Below are 22,936 nucleotides of genomic sequence, written 5' to 3' on the forward strand. Positions count from 1 at the left end.
GGTGTAATAGATTAATTGTAATGTTTTTCGGCTGGCCGCCTAATTCGCTCTGCTCGTCTTTGAATACTTTTATACTTAATTTAATATCCAGCATCTAATAATTCTTGATGGCTAAATCCAGAAAGTCTTAATTCTTGCAAACGAAATCCAGCAGCTCTTAATTCTTTCGCAGTATATCCAGCAGCTCTTAATTCTTTCGCAGTATATCCAGCAGCTCTTAATTCTTTCGCAGTATATCCAGCAGATATAAATTGTTCCAAAGTATATCCTGCATCTTTTAATTCTTGCAAACTAAATCCTATATCTTTTAATTGTCTAATAGTAAAATTTAATTTCTTAAAATCCGAAATATTTTGATAAAGTTTAGTTTTAAAAATTTTAACTTTACCGTTTTTATCTATTTCTTTAAATTTTTCTTCATTATCATCAAATTCTTCAATAGAACCATCAATATTTTTACGTTTGATTAATTTTGAATTATTAGGATTATATTCCATACAAACACCATTTAATAAGATTTTTTTGATTAATTTACCTTGTGAATCATAATCTTCAACATTATTATCTTTATCAGTTTTTTTCAACAAAAAACCATTATTTTTATCATATTCCCAAATTGTATTATTTTTATCAATTTTTTTAACTAATTTGTGAGTAAATAAATTATAATATTCTTTTTCTCCATTATCTCTTATGAATTCATAAGGAGCACTTTTTAAATGTTCGTTTTCTTCTTTAAGTTTTTTATTTTCATTATGTATAACATCATTCAACTCTTTTGCTTTTGCTGCAATATCTACTTCTTGTAATTTACGTCTTTCTTCGGTTTCTAAATGATATTTATAAGCAAGCCCACCTATCCAAAACACAAAAAACAGTAATGTTCCAGTAGTAATTAAAAAAGGAATTATTTTATAATGTTTATTGCCTATTCTAAAACTTGACATTTTTAAACCTCTTTTCTATTATCAAAAATAATTAAAGAATTTTTTTGGCATTTTCAAATACCCATAAATATAGGAAATTAATAAAAAATGTTAAAAAGAAACTCAATATTATTATAACCTTTTTAAACAAAAATAAAAATAAATTTAAAACAATTGAAATAATATCTAATATTCTTAAAACAATTTTAAACAACAAATCACCTATTTTAATGAAAGAGTTTAAAAGAAAACTATTAACTTCTTTTAAAAAATAAATAACAGAACCAGCAACAGTAACATTAAAAATTATCTTTGCTATTTCTTTTAATTTTTCCCACATACTTTCACTAGGGTCCATTAATTTTTGACCGGTAAGACTTGTTATAGAACTTTTAATATAACCTATAATACTACCAAAAACATCAATAAAAATTTTTAATATTTGCATTAAAAAATCAAACAATGAACTAAATAATTTTAAAGGATAAATTAAAGTTGTTAATTGTTCCCATATAAAAACAATTGCTTTTTTTATCATATTAAAAATAATTAAAAAATTATTATTCCAACCAACATTAAAACCAAATAAAAAAGATGATTTAGTAAAAAAAATACTATAAAAAATACTATATAATAAATAAAAAAAATCTTTAAAATCAAAAGAAATTAAATATTTTAAAAAATTAAAACTAAAAATCATTTTCAGTATCATCAATAGATTCAGCAATTAAAGGTTTTTTTATATTATTTAATTGATTTTTTAATTTTAAATTCTCTTTTAAAATTTCATCTAAATTATTATTTTCTTTATTTTCTTGATTATTATCTTTTTCATCAAAAATACCCTCAGAAAAATTAAGTCCTCCATGTTCTCCAAATTCTTTAATCATTGTTTCAACATGTTTTCTATATATACCCAAATAATTACTCATTTGAGATATTATCCTAATTAAAGCTCCAAACTCTCTAACAGTAATTCGTCCATTTTTAATATATTTATTTACTACACAATGCAATTCATCACTAAAATCATATTTACTTTTCCATTCTTTAATATAAAAATAAAGCCAATAAATAAAAATACCAAAGATAGAAGAAGTAAAAGAAATAAATATTTTAGATTCAACAATATTAATAATTGTTTGTTGTATATCCATCAATTATTCCTTTCTATAAAATTATTACATTTTTAATTTTTTTCTACATCATTTATTTCTTGTTGATATTTATTTAATTCTTGTTGCTTATTTGATAATTTTTGTGTAATTTCATTTAAATTGTTTGTTATTTGTTGCAATACAGATTGATAATTATTGAGTTTATTTGGTGGTGAGGTGGTGCTTACATTTTGATTAAACTTAAATTGCCAACGATTTTCAGATATCAATTTCTTGATATAATTATTCCAATCGCTCCTGTTTTTATCGATGAAGTATATTCTATCTGAAGCAAAACAAGGTCTTATATAATAAAAAGTGGCTCCATTAATTTCTATTGGTTGACTTTCTATTGTTCGTGGATTGCCTATTGGTGTTTGTTGATTATTTCTGTCTAGTTTTGCAGTTGGGGTTATTTCAACTGCAAAAGGGACAGGGAGAATAGTATATTGCTTCATCTTTAATCCTATCTTCATTAATATCCTGATTAGCTTTGATTTCGCAAGTTGTTTCCCATTCATCATAAGTTTGAATTAGGTCACTTAATTCTTGTTGTAAAGAGGTTTGTTGATTTGAAAGGTTAAATAATTTTTGATTAATAGTGTTTATTTGTGTTTGTTTATTTAATAATTCTTGTTGTAATTGTTTAGCGCTTTCTTCATTATTTGTGATAAAAAAATTAATATATAAAAAAATACCAATAATTGCACCAATCAATAAACAAATAAAATTATCAAATAGATTATATTTTTTCATCTAATTTTCCTTTATTCTTTTTCAACCTTTTCATAATCTACTTTTTCAAAAAGTAATTTAGGCATACAATCAGATATTATAAAAAATGAAACACCACCCATAGTAAAAATATAAATAAGAGTTGTAAAAATTTCATGATTAATTTGGAAAAATGAAAATAAACTCAAAAAACCAAATAATACAAAAATTCCAAAACTAATTAAAATCATTGAATTCATTATTACACCAAATAAAGTAAAATCAAGATCACTTATATTCATTCCCAAATCAGTTCCGCAACATTGACAATGTTCGTAAAATTCTTTTTTTATTTTTTGTTTTTTATCCATTTTAATTAAATCCTTTTTTAACTTAATTTATTCATATATTATCTCTTAATGAGTGTTTTTTAAAAAAACACTCATTATTTAATCCATGTAATTTTAGTTGTATCAGGAACAATAAAACCAAGTTTATAAGTTGCAAATATAAAAATACAACCAAGAGCAATTAAAATTAATATTTGTCTTAAAGTCATTTTTTATCCTCCTTTTTATTATTTAGCTATTGATAAATAACCTTTTGAAGCAAAATAAACAATCAAAGGAATAACAATGCCTAATGTAGGTAAAATCCAATATGTAAAAAATCTGCCTAATGTTAATTTATTTCTTCTAAAAGATTTTTTACTGGAATAAGAACGTCTGTAATTTCTCGCCATTTTAATCTCCTTTTTTATTATTTAATAAGAAAAATATTTTTTAGTATTTAGAAACAATAAGGAAACCAACTTAAAAGTTGGTATTTTTTTAAATGGTTCTTTAATCGCCTACAATATTCCAGGCATGTCAGGAGCTCAACTTAGAGCTGTTCTAAATGGGGCTTCAATTTTGGCCGTAAGAAATAAAAAAAATGTAATTACTTTAGAAGAATTAGAAGAAGCAATTGACCGTGTTTTAATGGGTCCTGCCAAAAAATCAATCAAATACAACGAAGAAGAACGAAAAATGGTAGCTTATCATGAAGCAGGACATGCCGTTATTGGATTAAAAATTAAATACGCACAAAAGGTACAAAAAATAACTATTATTCCTCGAGGCTCTTCTGGTGGCTATAATTTAATAATGCCAGAAAAAGAAACTTTTTTTACTTCTGATAAAAAAATGCTAGCTCAAATGACATCTTATTTGGGCGGACGTGTAGCTGAAGAAATAATTTTTAATGAAGTTTCTAATGGGGTTTATGATGATTTTAGACAAGTAACAAAAATAGCTCGGTTAATGGTTACTAAATATGGTATGAGTAGTTTAGGAGTGAGCCAGGATTCTGAGTTTTCCGATAAAACAGCAATAGATTTAGAAATCAAAAAAATTATTGCAAAATATTATACTAAAGCAAAAGAAATTATTTCACAAAATAAAGATTTATTAGATCAAATTACTAATTTATTATTAGAACAAGAAACAATCACTAAAGAAGAAATAAAACTTTTATAATCAAATATACTAAATAAGACTCTCAATAAATGAGAGTCTTATTTTTATTTATTACCTCCAATATTTCAACAAATACATAATAAAAGCAACAAAAAAGACACTTTTAATTCCAACATAGTTGTTTTTTTATTAATTTACAAGTATAATAAAGTATAATATTAAAGATGCAGTAAAAAATTATTAAATGTTACAAATCAAAAAACTATTATAAATTAGTGTAACTTTTTACTTTTGAACAATTATTTAACTTTATTTCACAAATAAAATTATTACTCCAACCATAATTGTTATAAAAGCAAAATACCAAAATACTTTTTATTAGGGTCTTAACTAAAAATATTAAGTCTTACAACTTTTTTTACTGAAAGTAAAAATGACAGCAAATACACAGTTGATAGTTTTTAAAATGATTCCTTTTTTTCAAGATTATTAATTATTTAACAACTCCAAACAATAACTTGAAATCATAAAGGGTTTAAAAATATCTTATAAAAAGGGTTTAGTGTTTTTGTACACTTAGCAAACATTTTATATTTATATCTGTATAATTTAATTTTTAAATTAAAAAGAAAGATGAGGAATTTATGAATACTTTATTCGAACAATTACCTATTTTAGAGCAAACTAAAAAAGCTTTAAAAGAACTCAATTTTATTGATGCTACTCCAATTCAGGCCTTAGTAATTCCAGAAATTATAAAAGGACACGACGTAATTGGACAAGCTCAAACAGGAACAGGAAAAACTTTTGCTTTTGGTATTCCCATTATCGAAAAAATTGAACCAAAAATCCAAAAAACTCAAAGTTTAATTTTATGCCCTACTAGAGAATTAACTCTCCAAGTATACGAAGAATTAAAAAAATTACTAAGATTTTATCAAGAAATAAGAATCGCTGTTGTTTATGGTGGTGAATCTTACACCAAACAATTTAGAGCCCTAGAAGCTAAACCTCATTTAATTATTGCTACTCCTGGACGTGCAATTGACCATCTAGAAAGAGGTAAAATCGACCTCTCAGCACTAAAAATTCTAACTCTTGACGAAGCAGATGAAATGTTAAAAATGGGATTCCAAGAAGCCTTAGAAACAATCTTAAAAAAGATTCCAGAAGAAAGACAAACTGTTTTATTCTCAGCAACTCTACCTCCATTTATTAAAAAAATAGCAAGCAAATACCAAAAAGACACTAAAATCCTACAAGTTCCTGTTAAAAACATTGCAGTTAATGCAATCGAACAAAATTACTTTTTAGTAAAAGAAGTTGACAAAGCTAAATTATTAGTACGTTTACTAGACTTAAAAAAAGATTATTCAGCTATCTTATTTGCAAACACTAAAAAAGATGTTGACGAAATTACAGCCTACCTTCAAGACAAAGGCTTTTTAGCTGATGCAGTTCACGGCGATTTAAAACAAAATCAAAGACAATATGTAATGAATAATTTCCGTAAAGGCAAAATCAAAATCTTAATTGCAACTGATGTAGCTGCAAGAGGACTTGACATTTCTGACATCAAAATGGTAATTAACTATGACTTACCACACGAAGACGAAGTTTATGTTCACCGTATCGGAAGAACTGGAAGAGCTGGCAAAAAAGGTTTAGCTTACAGTTTAATTAGCCCAAGAAAAGTAAGCCAACTTAAAAAATTAGAATACTACTTAAAAGAAAAAATTACTTTACTAGATATTCCTTCTGTTCAAAGCATCAAATTACAAAATGCCAAAAATTTAGAAAAAAAGCTATTAAACATCATTGAAAAAAACAACGAAGACGCTACTCCAAATCCATTAGCACAAAAGTTATTAGAAACTTTTTCTTCTGAACAAATTATCCAAGGATTATTGAAAAACTTTTTACCAAAAGAAAGAAATTACACTGACATCCTTCCTCCAAAAATGACTACTAACAATTCTTTTACCAGATCGCGTTTTGGTGGCGAATCTAGATTTGGTTCTTATGGTTCTAACAACTCTTACGGCAATAACTCTTACCAAAGAGCAAATAGCAACTTTATAGAAGTAGTTATTAATTTAGGCAAAAAAGACAATATTAATCCTCCAATATTATTAAAATTATTAAAAGACCATTTCCAAATTTATGGCAAAAATATTGGCAATATCAAACACTTAACTCACGAAACTATTTTTGAAGTAGCAAGTCGTTTTTGGAATCCAATGAAAAGCAAAACTAATATTCGTTTCCAAAACAAAACTTTAATTCTTAACAAAAAAGATTAAAAACTAATAAATTAACAAAATAATAATTTAATAATAACAAAAAAGCTAGCTTCAACAAGCTAGCTTTTTCTTATATTTGCATAATTTAAAATAAAAATAAAAAATCAATTAATTTCAATTAATAATTTAGATTAATTGCTAATATTATATCTTTTTTTTAATTTCAGCAACCAAATGATTATAAATTTTAGGATTATTAGTTAAATATTTTTTAACACTTTCTTTTCCTTGACCAATTTTTTCATCTTTAAAACTATACCAAGAACCACTTTTTTGAATCAAATTAAGGTTAGTTGCTAAATCAATTACTTCTATCATTTTAGCAATACCTTTACCAAAAATAATATCAATAGTAGTAGTTTTAAGAGGAGATGAAAGTTTGGATTTAACTACTTTTACTTTGGAACGAATCCCTACAACTTGGTCCCTTTGTTTAAGGGTTTCTGCTCTTCTAATGTCTAAACGCAAAGAAGCAAAAAATTTTAAGGCTTTACCACCTGGAGTTACTTCAAGATTACCAAAACCCATCTCTGTTTTTTCTCTAAGTTGATTAATATAGATAACAACTGTATCAGTTTTATTAGTGATTCCTGACTGTTTACGCATGGCTTGCCCCATCATTCGTGCTTGCAAACCCATAGCCATATTACCCATATCGCCTACTAATTCTGCCTCAGGAACTAATGCTGCTACAGAATCAACTACCAAAAAGACTAATTTTGCCACTTGCAATTAATCTACAAGCAATATCTAAAGCTTTTTCACCTGAATCAGGTTGTGAGATTAAAAGTTTATCAAGATTTACTCCAATAGCCTTTCCATAACTTGGGTCTAAGGCATGTTCTACATCAATAAAAGCAACATTACCTCCCTTTTTTTGAGCCTCTGAAATGGTATGCAAAGTTAAAGTAGTTTTGCCTGAACTTTCAGGACCATAAATTTCAATAATTCTTCCTTTAGCATAACCACCAATTTCTAAGGCAATATCCAACGACAAAGAACCAGTAGAAATAGATTCAATTCCTTTATGAGTTTTGGAGTTGAATTGCATAATGCTACCTTTACCAAACTTTTTTTCAATATCCTTAATAGTGTCTTCTAAATCGTTTTTGTTTTGTGTATTTTGCATAAATAATTTTCCTTGGGTTTTTTATTTTAGTTTTGATGAAATATAATTTTTAAATATTGTAAGTAAAATAATAAAGATAAAAGAGCAAGATGAAAATAATTATTAAAGATAAATGTAAAAATTTAGAAACATATATAAAAGACAGATTTTAAAATATAATAAAAACAGCAGTAACAAAATAAAGATCTCGCTGAACCCCAAAAACTAGACAATAAATATTTTAAAAAAATAGGGTACAGTGAAGATCAAAAAAATGAATTACTCAGGAGCAAAATTTTTACGAATAATTTTATAATTTTTAAAAAAATAATCAAAACCAGAAACAATAGTTAAAACAACTGAAACAAGCAGGCAAATATCACCTATATTACTTAGATATCCAAACCATTTTTTTAAATTTGCATCACAAGCAAAAGTAGAAGAAGTATACAACCCAAAAAAAAGGCAAATGATAGCAACGAATGTAAAAACGGTTTTGGCTTTGCCCCAAAAAGATGCACTAATAACAACTCCTTCTTTATTAGAAGCTACCAATCTTATTCCTGTTACTAAAAATTCTCTAATCACTATAATCATAATAACAGCAGTAAAAAATTTTTTAGGCATTTGAGTATCTGCAAATAAAAAAGTTCCTTGCGTAGCAGACAAACGACATTGACAAATATAAAAAAGTGTGATAATAACTAATAATTTATCGGCAATAGGATCAAAAAACTTACCAAAAACAGTTTGTTGTTGATATTTTTTAGCTATATAACCATCCAAATAATCAGTAATAGCAGCCACTATAAAGATAATTTGAAAAGTCAAAACATTAGCAAATTCAGGATCACTTTCACTTACACACATCAAAGGCAAAAGCACAAACACTAAAACAATCCTAAAAACAGTAATTAAATTAGCCAACAAAGGAAACATACATTACTCCTGTAGTAATTTTGTAAAAAAACTCATATTTTTGTTTAATTAAATATGGTTCAAAAAGACAAATCATTTCTTTGAATATCAAAAAATAAAAATAGTAAATGTTTAAGGACAAAAATAAGATTTTCAAAATCTCTTATATACTATTATTATAACATTATTGATAAATGTTTTTAGTAAGTGTTTTTATATACATAACATAATTGTTATTATTTTGAGTAATTATTACAATTAAAAGATACATTATAAAAACTCTACATTTATCTACATTTAAAAAGTAAATTAAATTTGTTCTACATTTATAAATAAATTTTGTATAAAGAAAACATATTTAACTTAATTTTTAAATGTTTATAATACAAATAAATTAGCAAAACGTTTTTTATAGTTTTTTGTGTTTAAAAATATCACGGAACCCAACTATTAGCATAAACAAATCGAAGGGCACCGCAATAGTTAAAAATGTTTTATAATTTTGATATAAATATGTTAGCTATTTTGCATTGCAATAATTTCAATCAAATCAACTAATACTAAAATAATATTAAATAATCATAAATACTTATGATAAATATTTTTCATATTTATATATATAAAATATAATTAATATAACAAAGGATAAGCAATACAAGCTACTACTACTACTAAAGCTCCACCAATACGAGTAGCTATTTGAGCAAAAGGCATTAATCCCATCAAATCAGAAGCTGATAAAATAACAACATTACCAGCACCTCCAATACTATTGGTACAAAGCCCTGCAGTAATTGATGATTCTACTGGATAATAACCTAACTTTTTGCCTAAATACCCTGCTACTAAAGAAACTGATAATACACACATTATACATGTAAAGACAAATTTAACATTTAATTGTTTTAACATATCTTCCATTGGAATACTAGAACCTAAAATTACTAAAAAAGCAGATGTAAAATTAGTAGTAACAAATTTAGAAGCTTGATTAATACAACTATTATAATAATCAGATACTACATTAAATAATTTCATCAAAACAACTACAAACACTAAAAAAACAATATATTCTGGTAGGTATTTTTTAATATTTGGTAATAATAAAATTAAGGATTCTTTTATTAAAACACTCAATAAATATAAAGTAAAAATAGCAATTAAACCTGTAGTTATTTGAGGATAACTTAATTTTTCAGGAACTGATTTAGAAGTATTTTTATCTGGATTTTTTGGAGTTTCTTTAACTTCCAATTTACCATAACCACTATATTTAGTAGTTTTCAAAAATTTCTTAATAAACCCAGAAGTAAAAATACTAAAGATTCCTCCTACTAATAAAGCAGGAGTTATATGAGACATAAAAGGTTCTTGCCAATCTAGATTCTGCCCAGCATAAGCATTTTTTAAAGGAGCAACTCCAGATGACATGCCACCACTTGCTAAAGGAGCAAAAATATAAAAGACAGCATCTAAAAAGCCCCCTTTAGAAGTTTGAGAGGCATTTTCTAACCCTCCAATAGGATTTAATAAAGCCCCCAAAGTTCCTACAACTAAAGCACCAGTAAGCAAAGATACTAATATTAAAGGAATAAATTTTTTAAAAGAACTTTTTAATAACTTTTTATCCATACTTAAAAAACTACCAATAATTAAAGCAGAAACGAAAAAACTAGCAAAACCAATAGCTTTATAAGTATATTGAGTTTCTTTTACTGTTATAGACTCAGCATTTAAATGTTTCATAATATTTTGCATAAACTTTTGCATTTGCAAAAAGATAGAATCATCTTTAAAAAAAGGATAAGTAAACAAAATAGAAGGTACTAAAATACATAAAATAGAACCACCTCCAATATCTTTTAAGAGGGGAGTTTTAGCACCTATTTTTTGTAAAACAGCAGCTAAAAGCATAGCTATTAATAAAGGGGTAATTAATGGATGAAATGCAGGATTAAATTTCTTAGTAGTTTGAAAACTTACAAATCCCAAAACAAAAACTTGCACAAAAACTACTAAACTCATCAAACAAAAAAGAGGTACACTAAACCCTAAAATAGTTTTTTGAGGAGCAAAAATACTATTAACTTTTTTAGAGTCTTTATTATCTTTATTATTATTTTTTTCTTTATTATCTGGGGAACTTTGTTCCTGTTCTATACTCATTTTCTTACTACTCCAGTTTCTTTAGCTACTTTACAAACTGCCAAAGCAATTTGTTTAACTACTTCTTTATTAAAGGAAGTTGGTAAAATATTATTTTCATTTAAATCTTGTTCTTTAATGATGTTTTTTAGAGCATAAATAGCAGCTTTTTTCATCTCTTCGGTAATTTTAGTTGCTTTAGCATCTAATGCCCCACGGAAAACACCTGGAAAAGCAAGACAATTATTTACTTGATTAGGAAAATCAGATCTCCCAGTAGCAACAATTCTAGCCCCACCTTTTTTAGCTTCATCTGGCATAATTTCTGGTACTGGATTAGCTAGAGCAAAAACAATTGCATCTTTTGCCATAGTAGATACCATTTCAGCTGTAACAATACCAGGAGCAGATACACCAACAAAAATATCTTTTCCTTTAAGTACTTCTTTCAAAGTTCCTTTTTCTTGATATTTATTAGTTACTTCAACTAATTTTTTTTGCGGCTCATTAAGATTGGCTGCTCCTTTATATAAAGCTCCTGTTTTATCAACTAAAACAATATTGTTAACTTTTAATAACAACAACATTTTAGAAATTGCCATCCCTGCAGAACCTGCTCCATTAATAACTACTTGAACATCTTCCATAGATTTTTTAACTACTTTTAAAGCATTTAGAATTCCTGCAGCAACTACAATAGCAGTACCATGTTGATCATCATGAAAAACAGGAATATCAAGTTTAGCTTCAAGAGCATCTTCAACTTCAATACATTGAGGCGACTTAATATCTTCTAAATTAATTGCTCCAAAAACAGTTGAAATTTTAGAAACAATATTTACTATTTCTTGAGAATCAGTAGAATCAATACAAATAGGAAAAGAATCAATCCCTGCTAATTCCTTAAACAAAATAGCTTTTCCCTCCATCACTGGCAAAGAAGCTTTCGGACCAATATTACCCAATCCTAAAACTGCAGTCCCATTTGTAACAACACCTACCATATTACCTTTCATAGTATAACGATAAACATCACTAGGATTTTCCTTAATTTTTAAACAAGGCTCTGCTACTCCTGGAGTATAAGCTAATGCTAAATCATCTAAGTTTTGCACTTTTACTTTACTTACAATACCTACTTTACCTTTATTTTTTTCATGTATTTCTAATGCTTTTTCTTTGATGTTCATTTAACTGAAAATCTCCTTTTATATTTCTTTATGTATTTTATATATATTTGAAGGGTGATTTGATCTTGAAATTATTACCAAAAAATAATCATCCGTCTATATTTTATACCTTATTTAATAAAATAATTAATATTTTTTTACTTTTTTAACATTTATTTAAATATTTAAACTTTATAATACATTAAAAAAAATAACAAAAAAATCAATAATTACATTATTTTTCACGTTTTTTACTCAAAAGAATAAAATAAAGGTAAGGGAGTTTTTTTTGTGCCCTATTAAACCCAAAGGAGACACAAATGTATAAAAATAAAAAAACAACCTAATTATACTTTATGGACTATTTTATTACTTATTTTTATTTCTACTGGAGTTGTTTGTGTAGTTGTTGCAGTAGCATTTAAAAACAGAAAAGAGCCCCAAGAAGAACAAATACCAACCCCAACCTCTTACAAACCTAACTATACCCCCAATAAAGGAACTTACACAGAAAATAAAGAAGAAGCTACCAACTCCCCAAACAAAGCACCCTTCAATACCAAAAATTCTACAACATCATGCAAGAAGCAGCATATTTTTATTCCCATCAATTAAAACACAACAAACAAGTCCTCAATTATTTAGAACAAAGAGGCTTTTACAATGACATAATAAAACATTTTAAATTAAGTTATGCTCCCAAAGTTTCCCATTTATCACGTTATTTAATGGAAGGTACCAAATTTTGACCCTGATGACCTCAAAACATTAAGTCTCATCAATCAAGACGACAAACCCGCACTTTTTGTAAAAGATATGAAAGATTTGATCCAATCCACCCTTTCCGACAACAAAGAACTCCTTGCACAAAAAGAACAAGAACTAGCAAACTACCCCAATCAACCTTAAAACAATAAAGACCTCTATAAAATAGAGATCTTTTCTTATTATATATTAACTTATATATTATAATTAATTACTAAATATTTGTTTATCATTTTTAACAATAACAAATTTTTTATTCATCAAATCAGCATCTAAAACAGGAACATTATTACCTAATTTATCTTTACGCAATATTTTAATTTTAGATGCATAAGCACTACATTCCATAACACCATCTAGATCAAAGGCATTAGATTTATTTGAACTGTTCCAAAACTTTAGACACTTTTTACTTTTTAAAAATTCTTTAAGACTAACTATTAAGTTAGTCTTTTTTTCTTTTCTAAGACTAAAAAAAATAATTTCTTATCTTTTCTAAAAACGTTTTTAGAAAGGGATTAAATGTTAAGAGAAGAATTATTTAAAGATTTTTTAAAAAACAAAAAGAATTTAGAAATACGAAATCAATTAATCGATTTACATTTGCCATTAGTAAATAAATTAGTTAAGCAATTTAAATATTATCGGCGTGTCCTTCAAAAAGAGGATTTATACCAAGAAGGGTTTTTAGGATTAATCAAAGCCCTCAATCATTACCAAGATTTAGGTTATGACTTTATCGCTTATGCTACTCCAACCATCAAATCAGAAATAAGAGAAATAATAAGAAAAAGCCATTCTCCTTCAATCCCAAAAAAAATCATAAAAAGGATAATCTTTCTTTTCAAGAAGATTTTTGTGAACCATATCAAATAAATAAACTAAATCCTCATCAATTATGGTTAAAACAAGTTAAGCATGAAAATTTTTTAAAAAAATGAAAGCTAAATTAAGCGAACCCGAATTCAAAATTATCCATTTAAGTTTTGGTGTTACTTTAGGGAATATCAACGAAGATTATCAAAGATGTTATACCAACACCGAAATAGCTGAAAAACTTAATTTATCTTTAAAACAAATAGAAAATATTAAAAACATCGCTATCAAAAAATTAAAAAACGTTAAAACCCATCGCTTGTCCGTAATGACGTTAAACAGTTATTCGAAACAATAAAAAAACCAGATTACTTTCAAAGTAATCTTTTTTTGTATCAAAACTCAACATAAAAAGTTTTATTTATTAATAATGAAAATTTATTTATAAATAATTAAAAAAAGTAAAGAAGATAAAAAATGAAAACAAACAAAAAAATATTATTAGAATTTTTGCCACCAATAACATATTTATTAGATGAAGCAAAAGATTTAAGTTATCGTGAATTTTTAGATGCTGTAAATGAAATTGTTTGGAATGTAGAAGTTTCAGATGAAATCGAACATTCAAAAAATTTAACTGATGATGAAAAAGAAGAAATTAATTACTTTTTATCATCAATTCAACATTATTTTTACAAACTTAAAGATGACATTAGTAAAAATGCGCTTGAATCACTTAATGATGAAGTTAATAATTTATTAGAATATTGTAAAGATGAAAACATTGGAATTGTTTATGAAAATGACGATGATGACTACGAAAACAACGACGATAACGATGATGATAAAACAATAAAAAAAGAAGGAAAAATAAAATTATGTTAAATAAAGTTCAATTAATCGGCCGTATAAGCCATGATTTAGAAAAACAATATATTAACAGTAATAACGAACAAATCCCTAAAATCGATTTTCAATTAGCGGTTAACCTTAAAGAGATAAACCAATTCATCCCTTGTGTCGCTTTTCGAAAACAAGCCGAAAACATGAAGAAATATTTACATAAAGGTTCAAAAATTTATCTTGAAGGAACTTTATCCATCCAAAAATACACGAATAATGAAGGACAAACTAAAACTAACACTAAAGTTATTCTTCAAAACGTGATCTTTTTAGACAATAAACCTCAAGGGTTTTTTGTAGGCGATTATTGAGTTTTTTTAAAATATTGTTTCTTTTAAAAAAAATCTTTTTCTTATTACTTATATTATAGTATTAATAATTTCAATAATTTAAAATTTTTTTAAGTTTTTAAAATTTATAAATAATTTTATTTATTTTTTTCCAACAACAAAAGCCGTCTAATAATTAGACAGCAAAATTAATTAAAAATATTGAATTTAAAATAATTTAATCAAATTTTAAATTAAGGAGAAAGGTGAAAACTTTGAATATAATTATTTTCAAGATATCTATACAAATATTGACATTCAACTTTATTTAATATTTTAATATCTTTTTTTTCATAATCTTTTTTTAGGTTTTAATTTAAGTTTTTGTAACTTAAAATATTTTTTAAAATTCTTATTAAGAAAATGATTTTTTGGTTGAATACCAGATAAATTTAAACTAAAATAATTAGAATTTTGAAATTGATCTGAATTCATATAAGATTTACACAACAAAGTTAAATTATGTGGAATTTTAATATTTCTTCCATTAACTCTTTGTTTAATATTCCAATCAAATATATTATTAGAAAAGTTAAAATTAACAATTGGAAATGGACTTAATTCTATTTCTTTAATTATATCATAAGGAAATAATGCCAAAAAAGATTTTTGCGGACAAGTAAAACATGTACGAGAAAATCCAAACAAATGACGACTATAAAAATCAATCCCTTTATTAGAATTTGTTTCAATTAGTTTATCATTTTTAGAAACATATTTACTAACATATGAAACAATTTTATTGACATAATCTTTTTTTATCAAAAGTACCTTTATAAAAAGCTTTACATTTACTAATTTCAATTTTTTCAAATAAAAGATTTTTTTTGATGGTCTAAAAATTTGCACGTTTTGACTAATTGGATTTAAATGTTTATAATGTTTTATATTATTTTTATTCATAACAGATGCATAAGCATTAGCCCAAAGCAAAGTAATTTTTGGCACTTTAACATTATTTTTCTCGTAATAATTTTGAGGTATTTTAATATTACCTTTTTCATCTATTTTATGCATTAAATAATCATCATAAAAAATACTCTTATGTCCCTTTAATAGGTCGGTTTTTTAAACCCAAAGCATAATCTTTATCAGTACACAAATAACGAGAATATCCACCAAAAGAATTTAAAACATCAATATTAAAAATAATATGATAATGAATAACTCCTAATTTAGTAGTTTCTAAAGACCAAAAATAACGAAAATCTTGCATTTTAGAATAAACCAAATCGTTTTGAGAGAATTGTTGAAATAAATTTGATAAATAACTTTTTCTCACTAAACGAATAAAACGTTTCCTTACTTGCCCCATAATATCAGGTTCATGAGTATATTTTATAGTTTTACCTTGTAAATCATCATAAGGAGCTGTCAAAGTAATAAAAGATATTTTTTTAGAATCTTTGAAATTATATAAAAGTTTATCCTTAGCATTTTGTGAAGAATCTCGATAATGCCTTAAAATTTTTGATTTTGGTTTAATTTCTTGCAATTTATTTTCTTTTAATTGCTTTTTTAAAGAATAATCCAATTTCAAATCATCATCACTTAATGACAAATACCTTTCTTCTTTTTTTTCTTTTAAATGTTTTTTATAATATTTAATTCGTTCCAAAGGTTCAAACATAAAATAATTAAACCCTTTTAAACGAGTTTCATAACCATTATCTTTTTTATTTACTTTATAAATATTTTTAGAAATTTCCTTAAATAAAACACATAATTTTAAATAACATTTCTTATAATAAGATTCAGTAATTTGATTAAATTTATGTTGTTTTTCTAATTGGTTAACTTTTTCATTATAAATTTTAATAGTAGTAGATAATTCATCATAATTTTCTATATCTTTTGAATTAGGTAAACAAATTTTTAAATAATCTAAATCAAAAATTTTATCATTTAATCCTTTTATAAAATCATCAGAAATTAATTCTTTTTTTATTAAGGAATAAAAATAATCTATAAAAATAGAAGAATCATTTAAAGTTAAAATTTCAATATCACGTTTAGCACGAGTTATTGCAGTATAAATTAATTTTTTTTCTAAAACTTTATCTTGTGATTCATTTCGATTTTGCCAACCAATTAAATAAACGTATTCATTTTCATATCCTTTATATCCATGTATCGTTGACAAAATAATTTCATTTTCTTTACTATTATTATCAGATATAGTAAAAGGAATTTGGTTTTTTGTAAACTCATCTTTAATTTTTTGTAATTCAGCATTACTACGGCAAAGAACAGTTGTAGAATAAATTAAAGAATTTTTAATTTTTTCACACAAATAATTAATTTGTTGATAAAAATTATCAAAAAAAGAAAAATTTATAAAATCTCTATATTTTTTTTCACTAAAAGATAATTGTAAATATTCCTTATTATCAATTAATTCATTAGCTGCTTTAACAATATTAATACCTTTGGAACGATAATTAACATTTAAAAAATGTTTTTCAGGTTTAAAATCTTTTACAAAAAGTTCCAAAATACGTTCACTAGAACCAAAAGAACTATAAATATTTTGAGTATAATCACCAAAACAATATAAAAAATTTGGTTTATTAAATAAAAGTTCTTTTATAATAAAATAATAAAAATAATTTAAATCTTGAAATTCATCAATAAAAACAGAACGATTATAAATTAAACCATTATTTCTTTCAACAAATTCAATATAATCACTAGTTTCAATTAATAAACCATCAAAAGTTATTAAATTATTATCGTTTAATTTTTCATAATATAAATTTAATAGTAATTCAAAAGATTTTTTTAAGACTTTATCATCAATTTTAATAGATGAATAACAATTTTCTTTTTGAAAAGTTAAACGTATTAAATTATTTAATTTCTGTAAAAGTTTTCTAAATGAATATTTTTTTGTTCTTTAAAATACAATTTTAAATCTTGATTTTCTTTTAAAATAAGTTTTAAAATATTTAATTTAGTTTCATCATCAATAAATTTTCTTTGTTGTGCTGTTTCATTAAAAATATTATATTTTAAATAACAAGAATAAGCAAAACTATGAAATGTTCTAATTTCATAGTTTTCTTTTAAATATTTTTCTAATTCATCACCATTATAAGAAGAATAATCTTTTTTTAATGATGAAAATAATTTATCATAAATAATATTTTTAGTAGCATTAGTAGCTACCAAAATTAAAGGTTTTTCTTTTTCTTTTTGTCTTAATTTTTCAATTAAAATAGTAGTTTTGCCAGAACCAGCACCACCATGTATATACATGCAAGAAGCATCTGAATTAATAATATCTTTTTGTTCTTTTGATAAATTAAATAACACCTTATTCTCCTTTAATAGACTCTCCAACCTACTCCTTCACCGATAGTTCACGGCGAAGGCGGTTGGTTCGTTCTCGCTACTCCTTACCTGATAGTTCACAGGTAAGGCGCTCGATACAAAAAACCCCCTAAATCCCCAAAGGGGACTTTATAGGAGCGTGTAATATATTAATTGTAATATTCCTCGGCTGTCCGCCTAGTTCGCTACGCTCGTCTTGGAATACTTTTAATATTAATTTTCTTTTTTTATTCATGATTAATGATTTCTTACTTCTTTAACAGTTCCATCTGAATTATAAGTTTTTTTTAATTTTATTACCTATTTCGGGATTATATTCTTTTATTTTATCTATTGTTTTGCCATCAAATTTATAAATAGTTTTTTTAATTAATTTACCTTGAGAATTATATTCTTCTATTTCATCTATTGTTTTGCCATCTTCAAGATAAAATGTTTTTTTAATTTTATTACCTATTTCGAGATTATATTCTTCTATTTCATCTATTGTTTTGCCATCTTGAAGATAAAATGTTTTTTTAAACTTTTCTTCATTATCATCAAATTCTTCAATAGAACCATCAATAGTTTTACGTTTGATTAATTTTGAATTAATAGGATTATATTCCATCCAAACGCCATCTGATAAAGTTTTTTTGATTAATTTACCGTGTGAACCGTACTCTTCAACATTATTATCTTTATCAGTTTTTTTCAACAAAAGACCATTATTTTTATCATATTCCCAAATTGTATTATCTTTATCAATTTTTTTAACTAATTTGTGAGTAAATAAATTATAATATTCTTTTTCTCCATTATCTCTTATAAACTCATAAGGAACACTTTTTAAATGTTCGTTTTCTTCTTTTATTTTTTCAAATTCTTCATATAAATTATTATTTAATTCTATTGCTTTTGCTTTAATATCTACTTCTTGTAATTACGTCTTTCTTCGGTTTCTAAATGATATTTATAAGTATGAGAAGCTATCCAAAACACAAAAAACAGTAATATTCCAGTAGTAATTAAAAAAGGAATTATTTTATAATATTTATTGCCAATTCTAAAACTTGACATTTTTAAACCTCTTTTCTATTATCAAAAATAATTAAAGAATTTTTTTAGCATTTTCAAATACCCATAAATATAGGAAATTAATAAAAAATGATAAAAAGGAACTCAATATTATTATAACCTTTTTTAACAAAAATAAAAATAATTTTAAAACAATTGAAATAATATCTAATATTCTTAAAACAATTTTAAACAACAAATCACCTATTTTAATGAAAGAGTTTAAAAGAAAACTATTAACTTCTTTTAAAAAATAAATAACAGAACCAGCAACAGTAACATTAAAAAATTATCTTTGCTATTTCTTTTAATTTTTCCCAAATACTTTCACTAGGGTCCATTAATTTTTGACCGGTAAGACTTGTTATAGAACTTTTAATATAACCTATAATACTATCAAAAACATCAATAAAAATTTTTAATATTTGCATTAAAAAATTAAACAAAGTACTAAATAATTTTAAAGGATAAATTAAAGTTGTTAGTTGTTACCATATAAAAACAATTACTGTTTTTATCATATTAAAAATAATTAAAAAATTATTATTCCAACCAACATTAAAACCAAATAAAAAAGATGATTTAGTAAAAAAAATACTATAAAAAATATTATATAATAAATAAAAAAAATCTTTAAATTCAAAGAAAATTAAATATTTTAAAAAATTAAAACTAAAAATCATTTTCAGTATCATCAATAGATTCCGCAATTAAAGGTTTTTTTATATTATTTAATTGATTTTTTAATTTTAAATTCTCTTTTAAAATTTCATCTAAATTATTATTTTCTTTATTTTCTTGATTATTATTTTTTTCATCAAAAATACCCTCGGAAAAATTAAGTCCTCCATGTTCTCCAAATTCTTTAATCATTGTTTCAACATGTTTTCTATATATACCTAAGTAATTGCCCATTTGTGCCATTAATCTAACTAAGGCACCATATTCACTAATACGAATTTTACCTTTTTTAAGATAATGGTTTACTATATCTCGTAATTCATCACTAAAATCATATTTACTTTTCCATTCTTTAATATAAAAATAAAGCCAATAAATAAAAATACCAAAGATAAAAGAAGTAAAAGAAATAAATATTTTAGATTCAACAATATTAATAATTGTTTGTTGTATATCCATCAATTATTCCTTTCTATAAAATTATTTAAAATTATTTAAAATATTTTCAATATCTTTTTTATATAAATAATTTTGGTTATTATAACTTATAAAATTATTTTTTAATTTATTTATTAAATCTAATTTTTGAGAATTAGTTAAATTAACATATTTAATAATTTCTATTGGCTTTTCAATTTCCTTTATTATTTCAACTGGTTTATTATCTTTTTGAATTGTTTCTAATTTTTTATTATTTGTGATAAAAAAATTAATATATAAAAAAATACCAATAATTGTGCCCATCAATAAACAAATAAAATTATCAAATAGATTATATTTTTTCATCTAATTTTCCTTTATTCTTTTCCAACCTTTTCAAAGTTTTAATATGAGTTTCTTTATTATTTAATTCCTGTTGTAAAATATCATCAGGCTGTTAGTTATTAATTAAATCATTTATTTTTTGTTAATATTTATTTAATTCTTGTTACTTATTTGATAATTTTTGTGTAATTTCATTCAAATTTTTTGTTATTTGTTGCAATACAAATTGATAATTATTGAGTTTATTTGGTGGTGGGGTGGTGTTTACACTTTGATTAAACTTAAATCGCCAACGATTTCCACCTACCAATTTATCAATATAATTACTAAAATCGCTCCTGTTTTTATCAATGAAGCATATTTTATTTGAAGCAAAGTAAGGCTTTATATAATAAAAAGTAGCTCCATTAATTTCTATTGGTTGACTTTTTATTGTTCGTGGAACGCCTATTGGTATTTGTTGATTATTTCTGTCTAGTTTTACAGTTGGGGTTATTTCAACTGCAAAAGGGACAGGAGAATAGTATATTGCTTCATTTTTAATCCTATCTTCATTAATATCCTGATTAGCTTTGATTTCGCAAGTTGTTTCCCATTCATCATAAGTTTGAGTTAGGTCACTTAATTCTTGTTGTAAAGAGGTTTGTTGATTTGAAAGGTTAACTAATTCTTGATTAATAGTGTTTATTTGTGTTTGTTTATTTAATAATTCTTGTTGTAATTGTTTAGCGCTTTCTTTATTTTTTGTGATAAAAAAAATTAATATATAAAAAAATACCAATAATTGTGCCCATCAATAAACAAATAAAATTATCAAATAAATTATATTTTTTCATCTAATTTTCCTTTATTCTTTTTCAACCTTTTCATATTCTACTTTTTCAAAAAGTAATTTAGGCATACAGTCAGATATTATAAAAAATGAAACACCACCAATAGCAAAAATATAAGTAAGAGTTATAAAAATTTCATGATTAATTTGAAAAAATGAAAATAAACTCAAAAAACCAAATAATACAAAAAATCCAAAACTAATTAAAATCATTGAATTTATTATTACACCAAATAAAGTAAAATCAAGATCACTTATATTCATTCCCAAATTAGTTCCGCAACATTGACAATGTTCGTAAAATTCTTTTTTTATTTTTTGTTTTTTATCCATTTTAATTAACTCCTTAATTTTAAATTAATTTATTCATATATTATCTCTTAATGAGTGTTTTTTAAAAAACACTCATTATTTAATCCATGTAATTTTAGTTGCATCAGAAACAATAAAACCAAATTTATAAGCTGCAAATATAAAAATAAAACCAAGAGCAATTAAAGTTAATAGTTGTCTGAAAGTCATTTTTTATCCTCCTTTTTATTATTTAGCTATTGATAAATAACCTTTTGAAGCAAAATAAACAATCAAAGGAATAACAATGCCTAATGTAGGTAAAATCCAATATGTAAAAAATCTGCTTAAAGTTAATTTATTTCTTCTAAAAGATGTTTTACTGAAATAAGAACGTCTGTAATTTCTCGCCATTTTAATCTCCTTTTTTATTATTTAATAAGAAAAATATTTTTTAGTATTTAGAAACAATAAGGAAACCAACTTAAAAGTTGGTATTTTTTTAATGGTTCTTTAATCGCCTACAATATTCAAGGTTTTCTCTATTTTTCTTGTATTATCGATTCTTTTTTTAACAATCAAATAATTGCTTCTCACACTTCAAATCAACAAAATAAAGATTTAGTTTCAAAAACCATCAAAAACTGCCAAAATTAAAAGAACCTTGTATCATTCACTCCGATCAAGGAAAGTTTATCAATCGCTCCAAATTCAACAAACTTTAACAAAAAAAGGTTTTTTAATCAGCATGTCAAGAAAAGCCACCCCTCGTGATAACGCCATCATTGAAAACTTTTTCGGCCAAATGAAAACGATCTTACAACATCAAAATCCTTTTTTATTTCAAAAATATCCTAACAAAATGAAAAAAATTAATCAATTAATTTCCTCAATTTTGGAATAATAAGTGGATTTCAAGCAAATTAAATCATTCAACTCCATCTCAATATTCTCAAAATCTAAGATAAATTTTTAGTTGAATTAATATAAAATAATATAACCTTGAAAAAGGTTACTTTAGTGCGCTTTTTTTACCTAAAAATAGTAAAATTTAAAAAAAATATCATTTTCTTTCATTTTGTTGACGAGTTTTTAACTTTTTTTACCTAACTATATAGTGAAGGGTTAAAATATTAAAAAATATCTTTTGAAACTAAAGAATTATCAAAAAAAGTTTAGACACTTTTTAATTCAACAAAATATTTCCTTAGTTTGAAAAGATAGGAAATTATCTATTAATTTTTAGTCTTAAAGAGTCATTTTAAAAT

General features: G+C 24.4%; 27 protein-coding genes and 4 pseudogenes. 7 read left to right on the top strand and 24 right to left on the bottom strand.

Annotation, left to right across the window (positions count from 1 at the left end; all coding sequences use genetic code 11):
• Positions 1-80: 80 nt before the first annotated feature.
• The 7 genes from HGD80_RS02310 to HGD80_RS02340 form a co-directional block, all read right to left on the bottom strand.
• Positions 81-947: a DUF2963 domain-containing protein gene (locus tag HGD80_RS02310; protein ID WP_219475553.1), complete on the bottom strand. Its 867-nt coding sequence runs from the start codon at positions 945-947 to the stop codon at positions 81-83.
• Positions 948-978: 31 nt separating this feature from the next.
• Entirely contained in the window at positions 979-1,638 is a 660-nt protein-coding gene (locus HGD80_RS02315) for a hypothetical protein (protein WP_225904433.1), read from the bottom strand.
• Positions 1,616-2,083 (bottom strand): hypothetical protein, encoded by a 468-nt coding sequence (locus tag HGD80_RS02320; RefSeq protein WP_225904434.1) that lies wholly within the window; start codon positions 2,081-2,083, stop codon positions 1,616-1,618. The genes HGD80_RS02315 and HGD80_RS02320 overlap by 23 nt, the downstream gene beginning before the upstream one ends.
• A 32-nt stretch (positions 2,084-2,115) precedes the next feature.
• Positions 2,116-2,541, bottom strand: coding sequence for a hypothetical protein (locus HGD80_RS02325; protein ID WP_219474223.1), 426 nt, complete (start codon positions 2,539-2,541; stop codon positions 2,116-2,118).
• Entirely contained in the window at positions 2,501-2,839 is a 339-nt protein-coding gene (locus HGD80_RS02330) for a hypothetical protein (protein WP_219475645.1), read from the bottom strand. The genes HGD80_RS02325 and HGD80_RS02330 overlap by 41 nt, the downstream gene beginning before the upstream one ends.
• Before the next feature lie 11 nt (positions 2,840-2,850).
• Entirely contained in the window at positions 2,851-3,168 is a 318-nt protein-coding gene (locus HGD80_RS02335) for a hypothetical protein (protein ID WP_219474225.1), read from the bottom strand.
• 206 nt (positions 3,169-3,374) lie between these two features.
• The gene (locus tag HGD80_RS02340) at positions 3,375-3,539 is read right to left on the bottom strand and encodes a hypothetical protein (RefSeq protein ID WP_219474227.1); all 165 of its coding nucleotides are present in this window, start codon (positions 3,537-3,539) and stop codon (positions 3,375-3,377) included.
• A gap of 124 nt (positions 3,540-3,663) precedes the next feature.
• On the opposite strand from HGD80_RS02340, the gene HGD80_RS02345 reads away from it, so the two are divergent.
• Together HGD80_RS02345 and HGD80_RS02350 are read left to right on the top strand one after the other, a co-directional pair.
• Positions 3,664-4,314, top strand: coding sequence for a hypothetical protein (locus HGD80_RS02345; RefSeq protein ID WP_225904271.1), 651 nt, complete (start codon positions 3,664-3,666; stop codon positions 4,312-4,314).
• A gap of 584 nt (positions 4,315-4,898) precedes the next feature.
• A complete protein-coding gene (locus tag HGD80_RS02350; protein WP_219474229.1) occupies positions 4,899-6,557 on the top strand; it encodes a DEAD/DEAH box helicase in 1,659 nt (552 codons plus the stop codon).
• A 144-nt stretch (positions 6,558-6,701) separates the two neighbouring features.
• Here the strand turns inward: HGD80_RS02350 and recA are convergent.
• From recA to HGD80_RS02370, 4 genes and pseudogenes are all read right to left on the bottom strand, one after another.
• Positions 6,702-7,686, bottom strand: a pseudogene (gene recA, locus HGD80_RS05705) (recombinase RecA).
• Positions 7,687-7,944: 258 nt separating this feature from the next.
• Positions 7,945-8,604 (bottom strand): CDP-diacylglycerol--glycerol-3-phosphate 3-phosphatidyltransferase, encoded by a 660-nt coding sequence (gene pgsA / locus HGD80_RS02360; protein WP_219474232.1) that lies wholly within the window; start codon positions 8,602-8,604, stop codon positions 7,945-7,947.
• Between the two features lie 609 nt (positions 8,605-9,213).
• Entirely contained in the window at positions 9,214-10,749 is a 1,536-nt protein-coding gene (locus HGD80_RS02365) for a 2-hydroxycarboxylate transporter family protein (RefSeq protein ID WP_219474234.1), read from the bottom strand.
• Positions 10,746-11,918 carry an NAD(P)-dependent malic enzyme gene (locus HGD80_RS02370; protein WP_219474236.1) on the bottom strand — a complete coding sequence of 391 codons (1,173 nt, stop codon included), beginning with the start codon at positions 11,916-11,918 and terminating at the stop codon, positions 10,746-10,748. Before HGD80_RS02370 ends, HGD80_RS02365 begins: the two co-directional genes overlap by 4 nt.
• 557 nt (positions 11,919-12,475) lie before the next feature.
• Between HGD80_RS02370 and HGD80_RS02375 the strand changes: the two genes are divergently transcribed.
• Entirely contained in the window at positions 12,476-12,646 is a 171-nt protein-coding gene (locus tag HGD80_RS02375) for a hypothetical protein (protein WP_225904272.1), read from the top strand.
• A 223-nt stretch (positions 12,647-12,869) separates the two neighbouring features.
• Here the strand turns inward: HGD80_RS02375 and HGD80_RS02380 are convergent, their stop codons facing one another.
• On the bottom strand, positions 12,870-13,010 hold the full coding sequence (locus tag HGD80_RS02380; RefSeq protein ID WP_219474239.1) for a hypothetical protein: 141 nt from the start codon (positions 13,008-13,010) through the stop codon (positions 12,870-12,872).
• Positions 13,011-13,184: 174 nt separating this feature from the next.
• Here HGD80_RS02380 and HGD80_RS02385 point away from each other — a divergent pair.
• From HGD80_RS02385 to HGD80_RS02395, 3 genes and pseudogenes are all read left to right on the top strand, one after another.
• Positions 13,185-13,836, top strand: a pseudogene (locus HGD80_RS02385) (sigma-70 family RNA polymerase sigma factor).
• 119 nt (positions 13,837-13,955) lie between these two features.
• Positions 13,956-14,363, top strand: coding sequence for a hypothetical protein (locus tag HGD80_RS02390; protein ID WP_219474241.1), 408 nt, complete (start codon positions 13,956-13,958; stop codon positions 14,361-14,363).
• Positions 14,357-14,692, top strand: a complete 336-nt coding sequence (locus HGD80_RS02395) for a single-stranded DNA-binding protein (RefSeq protein WP_219474243.1) — start codon at positions 14,357-14,359, stop codon at positions 14,690-14,692. Before HGD80_RS02390 ends, HGD80_RS02395 begins: the two co-directional genes overlap by 7 nt.
• Before the next feature lie 309 nt (positions 14,693-15,001).
• On the opposite strand, the gene HGD80_RS04885 is transcribed toward HGD80_RS02395, so the two are convergent.
• The 12 genes and pseudogenes from HGD80_RS04885 to HGD80_RS02445 form a co-directional block, all read right to left on the bottom strand.
• Complete coding sequence (locus HGD80_RS04885) at positions 15,002-15,727, bottom strand: hypothetical protein (protein ID WP_225904273.1); 726 nt, start codon at positions 15,725-15,727, stop codon at positions 15,002-15,004.
• Positions 15,728-15,752: 25 nt separating this feature from the next.
• Positions 15,753-17,204 carry a 3'-5' exonuclease gene (locus tag HGD80_RS04890; RefSeq protein ID WP_264081068.1) on the bottom strand — a complete coding sequence of 484 codons (1,452 nt, stop codon included), beginning with the start codon at positions 17,202-17,204 and terminating at the stop codon, positions 15,753-15,755.
• A gap of 33 nt (positions 17,205-17,237) precedes the next feature.
• A pseudogene (locus HGD80_RS05425) lies at positions 17,238-17,555 on the bottom strand (UvrD-helicase domain-containing protein); the annotation flags it as partial.
• Between the two features lie 8 nt (positions 17,556-17,563).
• Positions 17,564-18,025, bottom strand: a complete 462-nt coding sequence (locus HGD80_RS02410; protein ID WP_219474246.1) for a UvrD-helicase domain-containing protein — start codon at positions 18,023-18,025, stop codon at positions 17,564-17,566.
• Between the two features lie 292 nt (positions 18,026-18,317).
• Positions 18,318-18,740: a DUF2963 domain-containing protein gene (locus HGD80_RS04895; RefSeq protein WP_225904274.1), complete on the bottom strand. Its 423-nt coding sequence runs from the start codon at positions 18,738-18,740 to the stop codon at positions 18,318-18,320.
• Positions 18,741-18,952: 212 nt separating this feature from the next.
• Entirely contained in the window at positions 18,953-19,102 is a 150-nt protein-coding gene (locus HGD80_RS04900) for a hypothetical protein (protein WP_225904275.1), read from the bottom strand.
• A 278-nt stretch (positions 19,103-19,380) separates the two neighbouring features.
• Positions 19,381-19,530, bottom strand: a complete 150-nt coding sequence (locus HGD80_RS04905; protein ID WP_225904276.1) for a hypothetical protein — start codon at positions 19,528-19,530, stop codon at positions 19,381-19,383.
• 241 nt (positions 19,531-19,771) lie between these two features.
• Positions 19,772-20,239 (bottom strand): hypothetical protein, encoded by a 468-nt coding sequence (locus HGD80_RS02425; protein WP_225904277.1) that lies wholly within the window; start codon positions 20,237-20,239, stop codon positions 19,772-19,774.
• A 21-nt stretch (positions 20,240-20,260) separates the two neighbouring features.
• Positions 20,261-20,566 carry a hypothetical protein gene (locus HGD80_RS02430; RefSeq protein ID WP_219475648.1) on the bottom strand — a complete coding sequence of 102 codons (306 nt, stop codon included), beginning with the start codon at positions 20,564-20,566 and terminating at the stop codon, positions 20,261-20,263.
• 142 nt (positions 20,567-20,708) lie between these two features.
• Positions 20,709-21,326 carry a hypothetical protein gene (locus HGD80_RS02435; RefSeq protein ID WP_219474249.1) on the bottom strand — a complete coding sequence of 206 codons (618 nt, stop codon included), beginning with the start codon at positions 21,324-21,326 and terminating at the stop codon, positions 20,709-20,711.
• Between the two features lie 66 nt (positions 21,327-21,392).
• Positions 21,393-21,710, bottom strand: coding sequence for a hypothetical protein (locus tag HGD80_RS02440; protein ID WP_219474251.1), 318 nt, complete (start codon positions 21,708-21,710; stop codon positions 21,393-21,395).
• Between the two features lie 207 nt (positions 21,711-21,917).
• A complete protein-coding gene (locus tag HGD80_RS02445; protein WP_219474253.1) occupies positions 21,918-22,082 on the bottom strand; it encodes a hypothetical protein in 165 nt (54 codons plus the stop codon).
• A gap of 117 nt (positions 22,083-22,199) precedes the next feature.
• Here HGD80_RS02445 and HGD80_RS04910 point away from each other — a divergent pair.
• Positions 22,200-22,636 (top strand): annotated as a pseudogene (locus tag HGD80_RS04910) (transposase); the annotation flags it as partial.
• Positions 22,637-22,936: the final 300 nt, after the last annotated feature.

It is taken from the genome of Paulownia witches'-broom phytoplasma (assembly GCF_019396865.1).
GTDB lineage: Bacteria > Bacillota_I > Bacilli_A > Acholeplasmatales > Acholeplasmataceae > Phytoplasma > Phytoplasma asteris.